At 37.9% G+C, this 14,864-nt stretch carries 14 protein-coding genes; 6 read left to right on the top strand and 8 right to left on the bottom strand.

Annotation, left to right across the window (positions count from 1 at the left end; genetic code table 11):
* From HYU69_05835 to frr, 3 genes are all read left to right on the top strand, one after another.
* Window positions 1-1,565, top strand: a 1,565-nt coding sequence (locus HYU69_05835; protein ID MBI2269864.1) for a VCBS repeat-containing protein, incomplete at its 5' end; no start/stop codon positions are given.
* Between the two features lie 19 nt (window positions 1,566-1,584).
* A complete protein-coding gene (locus tag HYU69_05830) occupies window positions 1,585-2,295 on the top strand; it encodes a UMP kinase (GenBank protein ID MBI2269863.1) in 711 nt (236 codons plus the stop codon).
* 219 nt (window positions 2,296-2,514) lie between these two features.
* Window positions 2,515-3,078 carry a ribosome recycling factor gene (gene frr, locus HYU69_05825; GenBank protein ID MBI2269862.1) on the top strand — a complete coding sequence of 188 codons (564 nt, stop codon included), beginning with the start codon at window positions 2,515-2,517 and terminating at the stop codon, window positions 3,076-3,078.
* A 9-nt stretch (window positions 3,079-3,087) separates the two neighbouring features.
* Here the strand turns inward: frr and HYU69_05820 are convergent, their stop codons facing one another.
* The 7 genes from HYU69_05820 to HYU69_05790 all read right to left on the bottom strand — a co-directional run bounded on the left by HYU69_05820 (window position 3,088) and on the right by HYU69_05790 (window position 12,190).
* The gene (locus HYU69_05820) at window positions 3,088-3,348 is read right to left on the bottom strand and encodes a NifU family protein (GenBank protein ID MBI2269861.1); all 261 of its coding nucleotides are present in this window, start codon (window positions 3,346-3,348) and stop codon (window positions 3,088-3,090) included.
* A gap of 86 nt (window positions 3,349-3,434) precedes the next feature.
* Window positions 3,435-4,517: an Mrp/NBP35 family ATP-binding protein gene (locus HYU69_05815; GenBank protein MBI2269860.1), complete on the bottom strand. Its 1,083-nt coding sequence runs from the start codon at window positions 4,515-4,517 to the stop codon at window positions 3,435-3,437.
* Between the two features lie 14 nt (window positions 4,518-4,531).
* Window positions 4,532-5,239 carry a response regulator transcription factor gene (locus HYU69_05810; GenBank protein ID MBI2269859.1) on the bottom strand — a complete coding sequence of 236 codons (708 nt, stop codon included), beginning with the start codon at window positions 5,237-5,239 and terminating at the stop codon, window positions 4,532-4,534.
* A gap of 15 nt (window positions 5,240-5,254) precedes the next feature.
* A complete protein-coding gene (locus tag HYU69_05805) occupies window positions 5,255-6,685 on the bottom strand; it encodes a response regulator (GenBank protein ID MBI2269858.1) in 1,431 nt (476 codons plus the stop codon).
* A 313-nt stretch (window positions 6,686-6,998) separates the two neighbouring features.
* A complete protein-coding gene (locus HYU69_05800) occupies window positions 6,999-9,155 on the bottom strand; it encodes a GHKL domain-containing protein (GenBank protein ID MBI2269857.1) in 2,157 nt (718 codons plus the stop codon).
* Window positions 9,109-9,834, bottom strand: a complete 726-nt coding sequence (locus HYU69_05795) for a hypothetical protein (GenBank protein ID MBI2269856.1) — start codon at window positions 9,832-9,834, stop codon at window positions 9,109-9,111. Before HYU69_05795 ends, HYU69_05800 begins: the two co-directional genes overlap by 47 nt.
* 31 nt (window positions 9,835-9,865) lie before the next feature.
* Window positions 9,866-12,190: an Rv1355c family protein gene (locus HYU69_05790; GenBank protein MBI2269855.1), complete on the bottom strand. Its 2,325-nt coding sequence runs from the start codon at window positions 12,188-12,190 to the stop codon at window positions 9,866-9,868.
* A gap of 107 nt (window positions 12,191-12,297) precedes the next feature.
* On the opposite strand from HYU69_05790, the gene HYU69_05785 reads away from it, so the two are divergent.
* Both HYU69_05785 and HYU69_05780 read left to right on the top strand, forming a co-directional pair.
* Window positions 12,298-12,780: a response regulator gene (locus tag HYU69_05785; protein ID MBI2269854.1), complete on the top strand. Its 483-nt coding sequence runs from the start codon at window positions 12,298-12,300 to the stop codon at window positions 12,778-12,780.
* Window positions 12,781-13,115: 335 nt separating this feature from the next.
* Window positions 13,116-13,571: a hypothetical protein gene (locus tag HYU69_05780; protein MBI2269853.1), complete on the top strand. Its 456-nt coding sequence runs from the start codon at window positions 13,116-13,118 to the stop codon at window positions 13,569-13,571.
* A 40-nt stretch (window positions 13,572-13,611) separates the two neighbouring features.
* On the opposite strand, the gene HYU69_05775 is transcribed toward HYU69_05780, so the two are convergent.
* The gene (locus tag HYU69_05775) at window positions 13,612-13,797 is read right to left on the bottom strand and encodes a hypothetical protein (protein MBI2269852.1); all 186 of its coding nucleotides are present in this window, start codon (window positions 13,795-13,797) and stop codon (window positions 13,612-13,614) included.
* Between the two features lie 30 nt (window positions 13,798-13,827).
* Between HYU69_05775 and HYU69_05770 the strand changes: the two genes are divergently transcribed.
* Complete coding sequence (locus HYU69_05770) at window positions 13,828-14,799, top strand: hypothetical protein (GenBank protein MBI2269851.1); 972 nt, start codon at window positions 13,828-13,830, stop codon at window positions 14,797-14,799.
* Window positions 14,800-14,864 lie beyond the last annotated feature (65 nt).

Below are 14,864 nucleotides of genomic sequence, written 5' to 3'. Positions count from 1 at the left end.
TCGATATTATTTTATATAAACTTGCGGGAGGAACCGGAGTTCCACAAAGCGCCCAATTGTACCAAAATGACGGAAGTGGGAATTTTACCCTTATCACAACCGGACAAATGGTAAACGATACCTTATCACCCCGGTCGGCAAGCGTTGTAGATTTTGATAATGATGGGTATTTAGATGTATTTGTAGCAAACCGAAACCGTCCAAATATCCTTTACCGAAACACCGGCACCGGAGATTTTGTAAAAGTAACAGGAAGTATATTAAATTCGTTATGCACACCTACTTTATCCCAGGGAAGCACTTGGGGTGATTATGATAATGATGGCGATATGGACGTTTACATTGGCGGCGGAGGCGCATATAGTTGTTTTTATCAAAACAATGGGAATGGAACATTCACGCAGAACAATGACAGTCTGTTAACAACGGTTGTCGGTTCAAATTATGGCCCGGCCTGGGTGGATTATGATAATGATAGCGACCTTGATCTGTTTTTACAAATAGCATTTGCCCCCAATTTGCTATTTATGAATAACAACAATGGGACTTTTTCTAAAGTTACGGTGGCTCCATTTTTAAACGGCAATGAAAACGCGCAGGGAGGCCCAACCTTTGGTGATTATGATAATGATGGCGACCTTGATTTGTTTTTAGCCAATGTAAACGGGCACCCAAATAGATTTTATGTAAACAATGGTGATGGAACTTTTACTGAAAATACCAATGAAATAATAACCAATGATCTGTTAAAAGAGAGTTTCGCCGCTACTTTTGCTGACATAGATAATGATGGCGACCTTGATTTGTATGTTAACAATGTAAATAACCCCTATAATGACAATCACAATTTTTTATATGTGAATAAGGGCAGCTGTAATAAGTGGGTAAAAATAAAATGCATTGGTAATCAAACAAACAAACAGGCCGTTGGAGCAAGAGTATATGTGAAAGCTACCATAAATGGGGTTCAGACAACCCAGATGCGTGAAATAAATGGCAACTGTAACCTTACCGGAGGGGCCAATGGAGTAACTGCAAACGAAGCACACTTTGGTTTAGGCAATGCAACATCTATAACGGAATTAAAAATTGTGTGGCCAAAATCGGGTATAACGCAGATTTTTAACAATATTCAACTTGATAAATTTTATGATGTAACTGAAACCGATAATCAGATACTCATTCATAGTGATTGCAATAATAACCCGGCTTCAGTTGCGAAAAAGAAAAATACCGGACATCCATCAGTACTTAATAACAACCCAATTGTTAAAAACCCGTTACTAACGAATAACCTGCAATCGTTTGCGAATAGCATACGGGTTTATCCAAATCCCAATAGCGGTACAATAACTGTGGAGTTAAATCGAGCAACAAATACACAAACTCCAACAGAGTTTAGGTTGTTTAATATGACAGGGCAACTCGTTTTCAACAAAAACCTGAGAGATTCTAACAACTCCATTGACTTAATGGAAAATGGAGTTGAGAATGGAATGTATTATTTCACTATTAGTTCAAATGGAACAACTATAAAACAGGATAAATTGGTCATCATTCGATAAATTTTATACCCCGACAAATATGAGCAAATACAAACGTATCCTTCTTAAACTTAGCGGTGAAGCCCTGATGGGTGATAAGCAATTTGGTATTGATAACAAGCGCCTGATGCAATATGCCTATGAGATAAAGGAAGTTGCTGAGGCAGGGATACAGGTATCTATTGTAATTGGCGGAGGTAATATATTCAGAGGTGTGCAGGCAGAGCAAGGCGGGATGGATCGTGTTCATGGTGATTATATGGGTATGCTGGCTACTATGATCAATAGTATGGCTTTACAATCGGCCTTGGAAAGCATTGAAGTGGATACCCGGTTATTGTCGGCCATTAAAATGGAAGAAATATGTGAGCCTTTTATCCGCCGGAAAGCGGTTCGTCACCTGGAAAAGATGCGTGTGGTTATTTTTGGTGCAGGAACAGGAAACCCTTATTTTACAACCGACACAGCGGCAACATTGCGGGCTATTGAAGTTCAGGCCGAAGTGATATTAAAAGGTACCCGGGTAGACGGAATTTATAATGCAGACCCCGAGAAGGATAAAACAGCGAAGAAGTACGATACCATCACATTTAATGAAGTGTATCAAAAAGGCCTTGAAGTGATGGATATGACCGCCTTTACGCTATGCAATGAAAATAAATTGCCCATCATTGTATTCGACATGAACAAGCCGGGCAACCTGAAGAAAGTAGTGTTGGGCGAGCGGGTAGGCACGTTGGTTGAGTTTTAAATACCATCGGCGTTCTTTTTTATTTGTATATTTTTTCGTGTTTTTGTGTATCTGTAAAATTGGTATTATGCGAACTAATATTGTATGTAAAGAAGTAGTTCAACCCCGATTTGCATATTCATAAAACAACATTTAACTTTATCGAAACCTTATCAATTAAATAACAAATCATAAACCTGCGGTGAGCGAAGTCGAACCGTTCTAAATCCTTAATCTCTTATGGATCCTAAAGTTCAGGCTTGTTTAGATGCTGCGAAGCAGCTTATGGAAAAGGCCATTACGCACCTTGAAAGTGAACTTACAAAAGTAAGGGCCGGAAAAGCCAGTCCCTCAATGCTGGACGCTGTAATGGTTGATTACTATGGAACTAAAATGCCGTTAAATCAAACGGCTAACGTTAACACACTCGATGCCCGCACCCTCATTGTGCAGCCCTGGGAGAAGTCAATGCTGGAGCCCATTTCGAAGGCTATTATCGATGCTAACCTCAACCTGAATCCTCAGAACGACGGAAGTGTTATTCGCATAAATGTACCTTCATTAACCGAGGAAAGGCGTAAAGACCTTGTGAAAAAAGCAAAAACAGTAGGTGAGGATTGTAAGGTTACTTTGCGGACCATCCGAAAGGATGCGAATGATTCAATAAAAAAACTGAAGGCCAACGGCTTGCCCGAGGATGAAGCAAAAGAGGGCGAGACAAAAGTGCAGCAACTTACAGATAGCTATGGCGTAAAGGCTGATAAGCATTTGGAGGCGAAGGAAAAAGAAGTTATGACGGTTTAAGCCGCGGATTCAGGCCCGGGCTTCCTCTACAGAACTGACCGCCTCTACAGATATTATTTCGGGAATAGCACGCTTAATGGTTTCTTCAATACCGGCTTTCAGGGTCATCATGCTCATTGAACAATTTTTACAGGCCCCCAATAGTTTAAGTTTCACTACCATGTTCTCTGTAACTTCAATCAGCGATACGTTTCCTCCATCGGCTTCAAGATAGGGCCTGATCTGATTTAAAGCTTCTTCAACTCTTTTATTTAATTCTGTATCGCTCATTTATATAATACCGCTGCTGTAATTTAGTCCAATTAAAAATTATATTCTCCTTTCGATCGGCATTATAGCTGCACTGATCTACAATTTTAAACCTGTTGTGCCACTTGCGGTGCATTAGTAATTGCAATTTGCTGTGCCACTGACCTTGCGAGTTCCATGAAGGCAATAGCCTGTGGTGTGTTTTCCTGCAGTACAACAGGCCGTCCGGCATCACCGGCTTCGCAAATACTTTGTACAAGCGGTATCTGTCCTAACACCGGAACTCCCAGTTTTGCTGCCATATTCTTCGCTCCGTCCTTGCCGAAAATATAATACCTTTTATCCGGCAGTTCAGCGGGAGTGAAGTAAGCCATGTTTTCAACGATACCTAACACAGGCACATTTACCTGCGGTAAACGAAACATGCTCACAGCGCGTTGGGCATCCGCCAAAGCTACTAGCTGGGGAGAACTTACTATCACGGCACCTGTAACCGGGACAGTTGTTACAATTGTAAGGTGGATGTCTCCTGTACCGGGAGGAAGGTCGATGATGAGGTAATCGATTTCACCCCATTGTGTTTTATGTATGATCTCATTCAATGCTTTGCTAGCCATAGGACCGCGCCATGGAACCGCCTGATCGGGAGAAGCCATGAAACCTATGGAGTTTAGTTTTACACCATAATTTTCAACAGGGATCATTTTACTTACCCCTTCAATGCTTTTTACGGGTGGTCGTTCATTTACCACATCGAACATGATCGGAATAGAGGGGCCGTAAATGTCAGCATCCACCAGCCCTACTTTGGCTCCTTGTCTGGCAAGTGCAACAGCCAGGTTGGCAGCAATAGTCGATTTGCCCACACCGCCTTTGCCGGAAGCCACAGCGATAATATTTTTTACCCCGGGCAAAGCTGTTTTATCTTTTCTGCGGGAAGTAACATCGGAATCCATTTTTACATTTACCATCGCTTCCTTATCAACAAAATGTAAGATAGCATTTACGCTGGCCTTATGAATCATCTCCTTCATAGGACAGGCGGGTGTTGTAAGCATCACAGTAAAGTTCACTTTCTTCCCTTCGATGGTAAGATCTCTTACCATGCCAAGGGTAACAATGTCTTTTTTCAGATCAGGATCATCTACATTTTTTAAGGCATCAAGTACCTGCGCAGTAGTTATAGACATGGTAAAAGAAGGGATCAGATCAGTTTAAGTTCAAGAGCTAATTTCACGAGGCCAACGGTGTTTTTAACCCCTAATTTATTTATGAGGTTCTGGCGATGCGAATCCACAGTTCTTTTGGCAATATTTAATTTTTTTGCTATTTCTTCATTTGATTTTTCATTCGCAATACCCTTCAGCACCTGGATTTCACGCTTACTTAGAGACACTCCTCTGTACCTCAGCTTTGCGTCAGCTGTCTTGTGATGGATCAGTTTCAGAGCCACATCATTTGAGTAATAAGGTTTACCGCTTAATATAGTCGCAATAGCTGTATACAACTCGGTAGGACCTATATCTTTGAGAATATATCCCTTAGCCCCTGAATCAACGATCTTCCTGATATAACTGTATTCATCATAATTCGACAGGGCAAGTATCTTCAGGTGAGGTTTATAGAGCAACAAATTATAAACTGTTGCCGCCCCGTTAATACCGGGCAATTGGTAATCCATTAAAATAATATCATAATCATTTTTTTGCACTTTTACGATCGCATCTTCTCCGCTTTCAGCTTCACTTATGATAAAGCGGCAGGTATCGGTTTTTGATTCAAGCATAGTGCGTATGCCATCGCGGATCATTTGATGATCATCAACGATGAGTACCCTTACATTTTCCTGTAACACGGTATTTTTTACCTGAACAGGGGAGGGGATATTTTCACTTAATGTATTTGGTCGCATGATATATATGTTTATTTATTTATTGTTTTGAATCCTGATTTGTTCTTTGGCCAGTAACAGTGTATTTATGGGTATAAATATAATGAATTCGGTGCCTTTTTGAAGAGTACTGTTTATTTTTATTTCACCGTTATAGGATTGGATCCGGGAATATACATTTTTCAGCCCCATTCCGGTTAATGAATTTGCTTTATCGATCTCAAATCCTTTGCCATTATCCTTAAGCATAATTCGTATTTTGCCCGATTCGTATTCAAATAACATTGATATTTTGGTGGCTTTACCATGCTTTACGGCATTACTGATAAATTCCTGGACGATCCTGAAAATTGAAATTTCAAGTAATTTGTTTAAAGCGGGAAAATCGGGCTGGGAATTAACTTTAAATTCGAGCAAGCCTTCAGATTGGTTTTGTCTGCATAATTGATTAATTGTTTCTATTAAGCCGAATGTTTCAATTGTGTTGGGCATAAGGTTAAAACAAATGCCGCGAAGATCGGAGAGTACAGAAGTTAAAGCAGTGGTTGATTTCGAAAGTAACAGGTTGTTTTTAAAAACTTCATTGGTTTCGGCCAATGTGCTAAGGTAAAATTTTATAGCGGAAAGCTGTTGGCCAATACTATCATGAATATCTTTGGCTATCCTGGTACGCTCTGATTCCTGCGTTTCAACAATGGTCCGGATAACCAGATTTTCTGTTTCCTTCTGTTTCGTAATGTCTCTTATTATTCCCTGGTGACCTATAATCTGGCCTTTGGTGTCAAAGATCGTGTTGAAGGATACTAAAACTTCGATCGGGTTATTTTTCATATCCCGGAATTTAAGCGGGAGGTCCAGAACATAATTGTTTTTTGAAAAATGATATCTTGTAGAATTTAATTCATTTTCATCCCGGTATAATTCACTGATACGAATACTATAAAGGTCATTTACAGGTATCTTTAATAAATTAAATCCGGCCTGATTCAATTCGGTGAAATACCCTTCTTTGTCAACAATAAAAAATGCTTCATTCGATTCTTCAAATATTTTTCTATACTTATCCAGCAGTTTCTTGTCGTTTTTTCGGAAGGCATAATGGCTGTAAGCATTATCAATTGTTTTTTTTAACTCCTCCGCCTGAAAGGGTTTCATGATATACTTGTATATCTGACCTTTGTTTACCGCTTCAATAACAGCTTCTATATCAGCGTACGCCGAAAGGATCATTCTCATCGGGTAGGGATGTTCCTCTATAATTGATTCAAGAAATTGTACGCCAGTGGTATTGGGCATGAGCTGGTCGGTAATGATTATATGTATGTCATTGCTGCGTAGAATTTTTCTTGCTTCTTCCGCTGATCCGGCAGTGTGGATATCATAAAATTTTCTGTAATTGGCTTTAAATGATATCAGGTTATTGGCTTCATCATCTACATAAAGTACTTTTATTTTTGTTTCTTGCATTTGTATATAATTTTAATTTTTTAAGGTCTGCCATTGCAATTGCTACGGCAGCATGTTCATTCGTTAGTTGAAACTATGCAATTTCAGTGCAAGACTTTCAGTTTTTAAAAACATTACTTTCTCTGTGGTTCTCTGTGAAACTCCTTTTTCTCTGTGTAATTTTTTTGTTACACAGAGAACCACAGAGCATTTTTTATTTAGTATTGCGTAAAGTTCATTCTTTCTTTATCTCAACCTATGGCATTTCAGTCCATAGTGGTTTAGTTTCGGTTTGTGACGCTTTTTGGCGTGATGGCTATTTCATAGTTCTTGTTTATGAATGTACAATAGGTAAAGTAATTATAAATTCAGCGCCTTTACCTTCTTCTGATTCAACTTTAATATTTCCTTTATGACTTTGTATTATTCCAAACACAATTGATAATCCTAATCCTGTACCAGAGCCCACATCCTTGGTTGTGAAAAACGGTTCAAAGATATTGCTTTTTATTTTTTCGGGAATTCCAATGCCATTGTCTTTAATGCTGATGACTACATTATTGCCTTCGGTTTTTGTTTGTATAATGATTTTTCCTTCCCCGATTTGTCTGTTCTTTTGGGCCGCCAGTGCTTGTATCGCGTTATTGATAATATTCATGAATACCTGGTTTAATTTACCCGGATAGCATTCGATCTGGGGAAGCGCTTTGTCGTAGTCTTTTATTATTTGAATTTTCTCCCGTACAATATTATTGTTCAGAAGAATTAGTGTAGCGTCAATGCCTTCATGAATATTCACTCTTTTAAGATCACTTTCGTCCAGCCGCGAAAAGCTTTGTAATCCCTTCACTATTTCTGAAGTACGAAAGGCACCTTCATCAATTCCTTTCAGCAATAAATTAATTTCCTCTATTACATAGTCCGTATCCAGCGTTTGTTTCAGGGCATCAATTTCTTTCAGCTTTTCTTTTAGATCAGTGTCATTTGTTATTTCACCATACTTGGCTAATACCTGCAAAATTTCTTCCACATCTCTTCTTAAAGGTTTAATGTTTGAAATTACAAAATTGATCGGATTGTTTATTTCATGGGCAATGCCGGCGGTCAATTGACCAAGCGATGCCATTTTCTCGACACTTACCAGTTGAGTCTGGGTTTCTTTCAATTCCTTATTGGATGTTTCCAATTGAAAGGTGCGCTCTTTTACTTTTGATTCGAGTATGATGTTTTGTTCGGTAATCATTTTTTCGTTTTCCTTTTTCAAATTGTTAATTCTGTCAGCAAGTGCGAAGGAAAGCAAAATAACTTCAATTGCCGATCCGACTATCAGTGTATTTGACCCAAAGCTTGTAGAGGGAACTATACTAAATGCAGTTTGTAGAACAAAAATGCAAACGCAAATTAGAAAGAGTGACCATGCAACTAAAAAGAATATAGCGGGCCTATATCCCTTTTTAGCAATTCTTGAAGCAACGTATAATAAATATAATGATAATAAAAGGGCCGTTGTTTGTACTAATTGTTGACTTAAATTAAATATTTTTAACAGGCTAAGAACAATACTTATAGCGTAAATAAATATCAACGCATAGAATACTTTATGCAAGATCGGGGTGTATTGCTTCGTTAAAAGGAATAGTTTTGCAAACTCTATAAGAGCAATTCCTGCGATAGCAGGAACAATTTGCATACTTTGAATAGCAAATGATGGAGCATTTGGCCATAAATACTTAAAAGCATATCCATGAATACAAGCCTGAGTCAGTCCCACAAGTAAGCCATATATTACATAGAGTAGGTAGCTTTTATCACGAACTACAATAAATATGAATAAATTATATAGACACATCACCAAGATGATGCCGCTATATATGCCAAAATAAAAATCTTTACGGAAGAGTGACTCGAATATTGCTTTTGGAGCGCCAAGTAATAGGGGGACTTCAATCTGGTCGCCACTTCTTATTTTAATGTAATATGTTCTGATTTCATTTTTTGGGATTGATATGTCGAAAATATAATCTTGATGATTATATTTTCTTTCGTTAAAGGACTTGTATTCGCCAAGTTTTTCAACAATATATCTGTTGTTTGGTAAGATATTATAGAATTCTACCTCGTCAATAATTGGATGTGATAGATTAATTAACAACGATTCAATATCAGTTAAATTCTGGATTTGAATTTTAACCCAGTAAGTATATGGGGATATGCTTAGATTTGGCACCTCTTGATTACTTTTTTTGAAATCATTTGATAGCATAACTTCGTTAATAGTTAACATATTTGTTCTGTCTTCTAATATTTCAATAGAACCGCCTATGTTGACTACATCTTCTATTGTTTTAAATTCTACGGGAGAGCCGTATGAAAATGTGAAAAGAAAAACAAAGAATGCGCTCAATATTTTTTTTATGTGGCAATTCTGTTTCATGGTTTGTTGCTTATATTTTGGAATTAATATCTTCAATACTGGAAATTCGTAAATCATATTCCACTTCAATTTCCCCCTTTGGTCCCATTTCAATTCTTGTTTGTTTCGGATTATGTCTTAAACTGAGAATATCTTTTCTCTGATTAGGATCAGCTGATTTCAGATGTTCCATATCTTTTATCACTAATAATGATGCAATTAAATCAGGTCTTGGATAAATAAAAGTACCATTATTTCCTAAAGATTCTTCTGGAACAAATCCCATGCTTTTTGCCAGTTGTACTGTATATGGTCCACATAAAACAAATATGGATTTTAATTTTAATCGTTCAGCCAGAACAAGACTTGCCCTTGCAATAGCAGCCCTGGTAAGAAGCACACTATAGCCTTTTCCAGACATTTTTCGCGAATTCCATAATCCGCAGAGCTCGCCTGTCCCTGTTTTGGAATATTCTTCTACAGTCGTCAATACTTTGTTATCCAACTCCAAAATGGCTTCCTCAAAAGGCAGTAAAATATTAGATTCTTTTACCTGAATTCGGGTGCCTCCATAAACTTCTTTGCAATCCATCGATTCAACGACTATTCCATATACTGAAGGATTGTAAAACCACTCATTGGTATTGGTGGTTATTTGAGTAATATTATAATCTGTCAATACTTTCCGATGCCCTTCTAAATATGCTTCACATGTTTTAAGTTCGTCTATTGATCTGAAGGCCCTGATTCGTATCATATATATTGCAACTAATTTTGTACAAAAAAAGTTAAGTAAAATGAAGAATCTGACCCAATGGGTATCTTAAAGATCTTCCTTTTGGAGGGCCGGATTTAAAGAATCTAAGCAATAAAACTTCTCCAATAGGTTTTGTTATTGAAAACAGATCACAAAACTGCTGACGCAATTCTTTTATTTCATTACGCATCTTTTCAGGAAAAAGGTGTTCGCCGCTGTGAACAAAAGCATTGAATGTGAGAGTGGCGATTGATGTAGGATGAACACAAATATTTTCCTTAGTGGCTCCAAGCCATATTCGCTGTAAGGCTCTTCCCCCATCATAAAAATTCTTGCAATCAAAGGCCGGCATTGTAATTAATCCAACTGCTGATGCACATTGTATTTGTTTTCTGGCAACTTTTTCAAGTCCTCTTCCTCCTCCCCAATCATTAAGTAGTTTAACCACATGCCAATTTTTTATCATCTGAAAGCCTGCCAATTCTGAAGGTGTCAAATCCGTAGCTCGTAAAACATCAATGCCATTTTTTGTTTGCTCAACTTCTTCAATTGTCCAACGACATTCTGCTCTGAAATCCATATGCCCTCCTTCATGCATAACTCTTATCCGATCCATTTTGGCAATCACTTCTCCAATTTCAAGTAAATTCTTTTCATCATCAATTATTTTCAGGTCTGCACCAGGGATGCTACAGGCTAAGGTGCGTATGTATGCAAGCGTTTCCTTGTCAATTAAATGTCTTTTCTGCTCAATATTTCTATTGGTCATACGATGAGGAATGCTTTTCACAAGATCATCACAAATATGGGGTTCAGTTTTAAGGTCGACTTTTGTGTGATTGAAAAAGCGAAATACACTAATCAGAATACTTTTTTCATCCAAATGTGGTTGTTCTACCATCACTTCTATGCCTAGTTCATGAGCTTTTATAATCAAGTTTTCAGTTGCTGACCCCAAACCCATTATAGTAGTTGTATGTTTATAATCTAATAGGGCAGCGTCATATTGATTTTCCAGAAACAAATAAAGACAACTATTTTGATACACCCATTGCCAGGTTTGACTGTTCGCTCCGCTTGGGGCAAGTATTGCAGCATGTACGAGAATTTCAACAGTTTCTTTTTTTAAATCAATTTGGTCGTTGATTAAAGGGGTACTATAATTTTGAATAAGAGCTTTCATCTCTTCCTTACTAAGAGGTGGTTTTATGTCGAGTGGTTTTTCTTCTGTTTTTTCTTTTTTCTTATCACAAATAGCTTCTTCAATATCTACAAAGTATCTTCCGGAGTCATGAAACTGATTTAAAGCAATTCTCCGGCAAACATCGGCGGTAATACCTCCTCCCAATGTGACAGCAGAGGCTAGTTGAGGCCATGTTGTTACGGTTTGTTCTATTTCAAGCATTGATGCTTTGAAGCGATGAGAAAGAGTCGCCTCACCAGCTATTGGTAATAAATACGGTACTTTTTGCTCATTTGTTTTTGCTTCCTTTACTTTGCTTAGATCAAGATGATCAATAAAACCATGCAGAATTGGTCGAGTTGGCTCCAGGTCAAATCGTTCTACATCAATTGTTCCCCTGTCACTCGCTTCCATAACTACGGGTATGCCAAGCTGTTTGGCTTTTTGTCGGCAAAGAATTTTTACATACAAACCGTCGCACTCATCTATCAGAATGTCAAGTTTCCCATCTTTAAGCAGGAAGTCATTAATGTTTTCTTCCGTAATGCCTTCGTGATAGCAATTAACTTTAAGAAAGGGGTCTATTTCCGCGATTTCCCTTGCCACTGATATTACTTTGGGCAGATTCAGGTTGTGAAGGCCGGTACGAATGCGATTGTAATTACTTAACTCAAGTATATCATAATCGGCTAGCCTTAACTCTCCGCAGCTTCTTTCCATTGCAATCGTTAAAGAGACTGATTGCCCAACCGATAGCCCGATAACTCCAATTCTTTTGGTGGCCAATACCGCTTTTTCCTGGGGAGTAATTTTATACATATTGCGGTTTGTACGTACTTCAACAAATTCTTTTTCATCCAGCATATGCACAAGTCTTTTTGACCAGGGATAATATACCCAAACTCCATATTCTTCATACGGTATGGAGCCTATGTGTTTCTTTGCGGCTTCAGTTAATTCACTTTTGCTGAAAACTATTTTTGGATTGGTGGATTTTACATATTCTTCAACTTGCCCCAGGATTTCATCAAATACATTTATTTCAGGAACTGCTGTAATCAGATTTTTTAATGCATCTGATCCGGCAGGATCATTTAAACGGTAAAAGGAAGGCTGAAAAATTTCCTTACCTGATTTGTTTTGTTTGATCAGTTTTTCGAGTTGGTGTTTCATAAATATATTTTCAGAGTTTGTCGGAAAAAACTATACTTTTGTACGTGCTACGTTTATAAATGGTTGCATAAAAGTATATCATTCCCGGTAAATGTAAATTATTAATAATGGATAAAAAGATTAACATATTATATGTAGACGATGAAGCTAATAATTTAGTGGCGTTCAAAGCGAATTTCAGAAGCTACTACAATGTATATACAGCGGAATCGGCGACTGAGGGGCTTCAAATACTGAAGGATAAAAAAATTCATATTATTATTACCGATCAGCGCATGCCGAATATGACCGGTGTAGAATTTCTCGAATCAATCATTAAAGAATATCCCTATCCCATTCGAATGCTTCTGACCGGCTACGTTGATATTGCGGCGGTAATTGAGGCGATAAATAAGGGCCAGGTGTACCGTTATATTATGAAGCCGCTTAATGTGGATGACCTGAAGATCACTATTGACAATGCTTTCGAGGTTTATTCATTGCGTGAAGAGAATAAAGAATTAATGAAGAGTCTTCTGCGCGTAAATAAGCAATTAGAATTTATGCTGCGCCAAAAATTGCTTTCAATGGATAGCAATCCCGATGCCTGATATGTTCTGATTTGGTCTCTTTACAGCTTCCGTTATAAATCCACCCTGTTTTTTTACACATCATTTCCTGGTAATTTCTCCTTGTTTTGCGAAAAATTTATTGATTCGCTTTGGTTCCACTTTGGCTCCTGTGAAAGCGATTGTTTTTTTATACAAAAGAATATATTTTAGGTAAAATGCTTAATAAAAATTACTATAAATTATTTCTTTAATTAGGTGTTTTAACTGATGCATAAGCTAAACGGATTGTTCATATTTGTGCTTTGTTACATATTACAGGTTTTATTTTGAGTGATTGAGTTGATGGATACGCGCTAATTAAAAGCCTTTTGATTATGAGAGTAAAGACCGAAATTAAAGCTGTTATTTTGCTGTTATTTGTTACAACTGCATACACATTTGCCCAATGCCCGGCAAGGCATATTGTAAAAAAAAACAGGGCGAGCATTGCTCCATACCAATATGACAGCTATGCATTAAAGGAAATAACTTTTGACCCGCTGAATCCACAGGTTGTTGAAATTGAGTTCACGGCTTTTGCCGGTCAGCAGTACAAACTTGTTTTCAGCACGTCGGACTTTGAAGAAGATATTAAGCTGAATATTTACGATAAAAATATGCGTTCAAAAAAACGCACTAGAGTTTACGATTCCAAAAACGGAATTGAAAAGCGCTGGACGTTTGAACCAACCAAAGCCGGCACCTATTATATTGATTACGAAATACCGCCTTCCGCCTCAGGAAAAAAGAAAAATGCCTGTACGGTAATGCTGATCGGTTTTAAAGACTGAACTTCCTCTATCTTATTTTTCTGCTGAACTGAGTTCTCATTTATACATTAAAACGGGATAGATTGTCGCTTTTTGAAAAAGTCCAACTTCTGCCTTCCAACTTCGTGCTTCCGACTTCGGTCTTCCAACTTCGTGCTTCCAACTTCAGTCTTCCAACTTCGGCCTTCCAACTTCGGCCTTCCAACTTCTGACTTCCGACTTCGGTCTTCCAACTTCCGACTTCCAAACTATGCAGGAAGATTTGTAAATTAGAGCGATGATCAATAACCGGAAGCCGACCTCTTTAATCGGATTTTATTTTCTTTTAGTTTACGTGTTGCTCCAGTTTGTATGGTGGAGCTACCTTATGTTTGAACTGAATACCGAAATAACCCGGCTTAAGTCGGAAGTTGTTTTATTAAAGTCGGGTAGTATAGAGGAAACCGTAAAAGCCGAAAAGGAGCTTCATTCAATTCTCAATAAGAAGCGATTCATGATAATAGGCGAGGGGAGTGTTTTTCTCATCATATTGCTTTTTGGAATAATAAGGGTGCGTAAAACATTTCAGAAAGAAACGCAATTGGCCATACAGCAAAGTAATTTTTTACTTTCCGTGACCCACGAATTGAAGTCACCCATCGCTTCAACACGTTTACAGCTGGAAACACTTTTGATCCGCGATATTGATAAAGCGAAGCAAAAGGAAATACTGATTAACGCGATCAGTGATACCGACCGGTTGAACGCGCTTGTTGAAAATATCCTGCTGGCCGCGCAGATCGACAAAAGTAATTTTGTATTGCACAGGCAAAGGGTAAATGTTTCGCAATACATCACACAGTTATTGGCTCGTCCCGGTATTGCCGGCGATCATAAATTGCATTCAGCCATTCAGCCGGATATTTTCATGGAGATCGATACTATAAATTTTGCATCGATCATACTGAACCTCATTGATAACGCCCGTAAGTATTCATCGGCGGGATCGAAAATAACCGTAGAGCTAAAAAAACCGGACAAGAAAATTTATTTGAGTGTAATGGATGAAGGCAATGGCATTAGTGACGATGAAAAGAAACGTGTGTTTGAAAAATTTTACCGGGTAGGTGATGAGAAAACACGAACTGCCAAAGGAACAGGGCTTGGTTTATATATTGTAAATTACCTGGTGGTGCAACACAGAGGAACAATAAGGATTCTTGATAATAAACCTAAGGGTGCAATTTTTCAAATAGAATTTTTTAAATAAGCAGGAAAAAGAGTCAGCAATTTATTTTCCACCTCTTATCTTCCAACTTCCAACTTCCAACTTCC

The sequence above is a fragment of the Bacteroidota bacterium genome (assembly GCA_016183775.1).
Classification (GTDB): Bacteria; Bacteroidota; Bacteroidia; order JABDFU01; family JABDFU01; genus JABDFU01.
The sequence above is the reverse complement of the archived record's forward strand: the minus strand, read 5'-3'. Positions and strand labels throughout refer to the sequence as shown.

Excerpts from the sequence above, each read along its gene's own strand:
- HYU69_05830 (MBI2269863.1), top strand. The coding sequence starts at position 1,585 with ATGAGCAAATACAAACGTATCCTTCTTAAACTTAGCGGTGAAGCCCTG.
- frr (MBI2269862.1), top strand. The coding sequence starts at position 2,515 with ATGGATCCTAAAGTTCAGGCTTGTTTAGATGCTGCGAAGCAGCTTATG.
- HYU69_05820 (MBI2269861.1), bottom strand. The coding sequence starts at position 3,348 with ATGAGCGATACAGAATTAAATAAAAGAGTTGAAGAAGCTTTAAATCAG.
- HYU69_05815 (MBI2269860.1), bottom strand. The coding sequence starts at position 4,517 with ATGTCTATAACTACTGCGCAGGTACTTGATGCCTTAAAAAATGTAGAT.
- HYU69_05810 (MBI2269859.1), bottom strand. The coding sequence starts at position 5,239 with ATGCGACCAAATACATTAAGTGAAAATATCCCCTCCCCTGTTCAGGTA.
- HYU69_05805 (MBI2269858.1), bottom strand. The coding sequence starts at position 6,685 with ATGCAAGAAACAAAAATAAAAGTACTTTATGTAGATGATGAAGCCAAT.
- HYU69_05800 (MBI2269857.1), bottom strand. The coding sequence starts at position 9,155 with ATGATTTACGAATTTCCAGTATTGAAGATATTAATTCCAAAATATAAG.
- HYU69_05795 (MBI2269856.1), bottom strand. The coding sequence starts at position 9,834 with ATGATACGAATCAGGGCCTTCAGATCAATAGACGAACTTAAAACATGT.
- HYU69_05790 (MBI2269855.1), bottom strand. The coding sequence starts at position 12,190 with ATGAAACACCAACTCGAAAAACTGATCAAACAAAACAAATCAGGTAAG.
- HYU69_05785 (MBI2269854.1), top strand. The coding sequence starts at position 12,298 with ATGGATAAAAAGATTAACATATTATATGTAGACGATGAAGCTAATAAT.
- HYU69_05780 (MBI2269853.1), top strand. The coding sequence starts at position 13,116 with ATGAGAGTAAAGACCGAAATTAAAGCTGTTATTTTGCTGTTATTTGTT.
- HYU69_05770 (MBI2269851.1), top strand. The coding sequence starts at position 13,828 with ATGATCAATAACCGGAAGCCGACCTCTTTAATCGGATTTTATTTTCTT.